Source organism: Pseudomonas sp. c313, assembly GCF_055407145.1.
This window is the reverse complement of the sequence record NZ_JBUZRD010000034.1, coordinates 1-2,772: the sequence shown is the minus strand read 5'-3', so window position 1 is coordinate 2,772 and position 2,772 is coordinate 1. Positions and strand designations below refer to the sequence as shown.

3 protein-coding genes are annotated in these 2,772 nt (G+C 59.1%); all 3 read right to left on the bottom strand.

Features of this window, described 5'->3' with window-relative positions; genetic code table 11:
- Nucleotides 1-462 precede the first annotated feature (462 nt).
- The 3 genes from ACZRKZ_RS27675 to ACZRKZ_RS27665 all read right to left on the bottom strand — a co-directional run bounded on the left by ACZRKZ_RS27675 (nt 463) and on the right by ACZRKZ_RS27665 (nt 2,455).
- Complete coding sequence (locus ACZRKZ_RS27675) at nt 463-1,401, bottom strand: protein rep (RefSeq protein ID WP_252144858.1); 939 nt, start codon at nt 1,399-1,401, stop codon at nt 463-465.
- Entirely contained in the window at nt 1,391-1,744 is a 354-nt protein-coding gene (locus ACZRKZ_RS27670) for a hypothetical protein (protein ID WP_138726174.1), read from the bottom strand. Before ACZRKZ_RS27670 ends, ACZRKZ_RS27675 begins: the two co-directional genes overlap by 11 nt.
- A 285-nt stretch (nt 1,745-2,029) precedes the next feature.
- Nucleotides 2,030-2,455, bottom strand: coding sequence for a hypothetical protein (locus tag ACZRKZ_RS27665; RefSeq protein WP_073454712.1), 426 nt, complete (start codon nt 2,453-2,455; stop codon nt 2,030-2,032).
- Between the last annotated feature and the right edge of the window lie 317 nt (nt 2,456-2,772).

Genomic DNA, 2,772 nt, shown 5'->3' with positions numbered 1-2,772 from the left:
CAGGGTGCGAAGCATCCGGCCGCACCGCTTGCGTGCGCGTCAGGTGAAACCGGACCAACCTGGTTTCGAGCCGAAGCAGCAGAGGGAGGGACGGAGTCCCGCGCCGATGCGTCGCGCAGTCTCAGAAAGCGGGTTGGTCCGGCTTTGCCGGGCGCGCACGCGGGTGAATTTTCGAGACAAGCCCGTCCAGGGCGCAGGGGAGGAAAGAGGGTGGCGGATCGCGCAGCGATTCAGAACCCTGAAGGCCTTCCGGGGCGCTCCCCCGGGAGGTTTGGGCGGCCCGGAGGGGCGGCCACGGAGCCCCGCAGGGGTGACGGCATTTTGCTGTTGGGTTCTATGTTTTTGGCTCTTGGCGGTTGTATTGCAGGTCCTATTGTTGGGCCTATTGCCGCAGCAATAGGTGAGCCATAGGAGCGGCAATTTCAGGGAGTGAGGCAGGCAGGCGCTACGCTGTCGCCTGCCTCACTCCCTGATGCTCGCTGGCTGGTATGAATCGCCCAGGTAGCGATAGAACCTATCCAGGTACGGGAGCCCGTCGAGCGGCTCATCGAGCAGCGAGTCGGGAATATCAACGCCACGGAACAAGCCGAAGCTGTTCAGCAGGCGCTTGCCCTTGAGGATCTGCGCCGCGTGCCAGTTGTCAGCCAAGGTCAGATCGGAGAATTTCACGGCGTACTTGAACACCTCCATGAAACCCTCAACGGGATCGCCCAGGATGGGCCTGCAATCCACGACCATGCTGTCACCGGTGATCTTGTGCCACTCGGTGCTGAGGTCGGTTTGGGAGGGCTGTGATGTGGCCAGAATGATCATGTGACAATGCGGGTGCCAGCCATTGCCCTTGTTGGTCAGCTCGAGGGTGTAGACGGCCCCCTCGGCTTTGCAAAGCTCTGTCCAGGGAGCGCCACGAGTACCGGCATTGAAGTAGCGACGACGATCCATCAAGCGACGTAGCGACTTCGCGAGGTGCGATTGACGCTCTTCAAGATCCGGCCCGTTTTTGACTGTTAGGGTCAGGAGATAGGGCCGCAGATCCGGGCGTTCCTCCTGGATCACCTGCCAGCGGGTCAAGTAAGCCCCAAGAGCCTTGGCACCGCGGCGAATGCCGCACAACGGACAGACCAGGTGCTGCTTGCAGAACGTCGCACTATGCAGCCGTACCTTGCCCACGGTGAAGTACTCCCGGAAATGCAGGTAATTACCACAGCTGGCAAGGCTAGCGGCAGTCTTGATGGTCGCTTCGGACGGGGTCTTTCGGAGATGTTCTAGCATCGCCTGAGACCTTGTGTGAGCCACGCCGTAGCGTGTTATTCTCTCGTCCAGAAGCCTAGCTTCGTCAGCCCCTGTGAACTCCCCGCCTGCCAAGTTGGAAGAGTTCTCAGGGGTTTTTTTATGCGCCATTCATGGCCCCCTTATTCGTGGGGCCGAGCATAGCACCTGCTAACACATTGTTTCTATGTATCAAGTAAAGCAGGGACTCGCCCGCCTCAGAACCGCGCAAAGCCCCGGAATCCGGGAGCATCAGCAGAAAAACAGCGATCAGGGACAAAACATCCTTACGATCCAGCTCGATTGAAACCCTCATGTCCAGCTCCTCAGTGGTGATGGCAAATTTTCTCATCACGACCAGGAACATAACGGGCGAGGTTTGCGCCTCCACTCCAGAGCCAAAAAACGAAGGAGTCTTCGGTAAAGTGGGGGTGTAACAGCACCCCACAGGATCCGGGAGGGGGGTGAAGAACATTTCGCAATACTACCCAGAGCGCCAAAAGCAAAATCAACAGCACCCATGCTGGGGGCCTCCGCTCCCGGCCGGTGGCCAGGAACAGAGCGCCAGAGGGTGATTTGATCAGCGAAAGGTCAAGGGTTCGCTCCGCCCGGGACTCCGTTCGCCGCGACGGTGAAGCGAGTCACGACGAGCCGGGGTCGCGGCCCCTGACCTGAGGAATTTCAACGGTGGATGAACTGGCCTCGATCGGAGTACGGGAACCTGTTCCCGTATGGAGGTCGAGGGGACAAGCGCAGCGCGTCAGGCCTCGGCGGCCCTTGTTCGTAAAGCCATCACTTGCGTGGCTGACAAATGGCGAAGCTCAGAATTGGAAAAAACCAGGTCAGCCCTCAACCACCTGGTTTCTTCGTCCCACTGGGCCAAATTGTCTATGAGAAACCTATAACGACCTTGATAAGCCTCCGCAAGATCCTCAGCAAGGGCCCTGTAAGCCTCTCCAGGCGTTTTTAACGCCAAATACACTGCATCTAGCACGGGGTCTGGTTTCGTTGCTCTGCCGACTTCCTGCGCCTTTTTGATGGCATATGCGTTGTATTCCTCTGCGCCAGTTTCGGGATCATCTGCTGGATTACCTGGGCAAAGTTTGTCCTCCCATGGGAGGACATAGGAGGCGCGGCCCAGGATGAACTGCAGGACGTAATCCGAAGGTATGGCGAGACGCTGCATGAGGAATTTTCCTAGACGAAAATCGAATGGTAGCGCAGAGGGCTTTGGGCAGCGAAAGCTGCTTCCAGAGCGGCCAAAAGCCGCTCTGATAAACCGGCGTCGAAGACGACGGAAACAGCCTGACAGACGCCACCCGAGCCCACGAGGGGGGTGAGGAAAAATGGCCCCCAGGCCGAATTTTTCCGTTCTGCCCTGGTGCAGCCCGTCCAGGGCGAAACCAGGGTGCGAAGCATCCGGCCGCACCGCTTGCGTGCGCGTCAGGTGAAACCGGACCAACCTGGTTTCGAGCCGAAGCAGCAGAGGGAGGGACGGAGTCC

What these genes read in the sequence shown, in the direction of transcription:
- ACZRKZ_RS27675 (WP_252144858.1), bottom strand. Translation starts at nt 1,401, where the DNA reads ATGGCGCATAAAAAAACCCCTGAGAACTCTTCCAACTTGGCAGGCGGG.
- ACZRKZ_RS27670 (WP_138726174.1), bottom strand. Translation starts at nt 1,744, where the DNA reads ATGTTCTTCACCCCCCTCCCGGATCCTGTGGGGTGCTGTTACACCCCC.
- ACZRKZ_RS27665 (WP_073454712.1), bottom strand. Translation starts at nt 2,455, where the DNA reads ATGCAGCGTCTCGCCATACCTTCGGATTACGTCCTGCAGTTCATCCTG.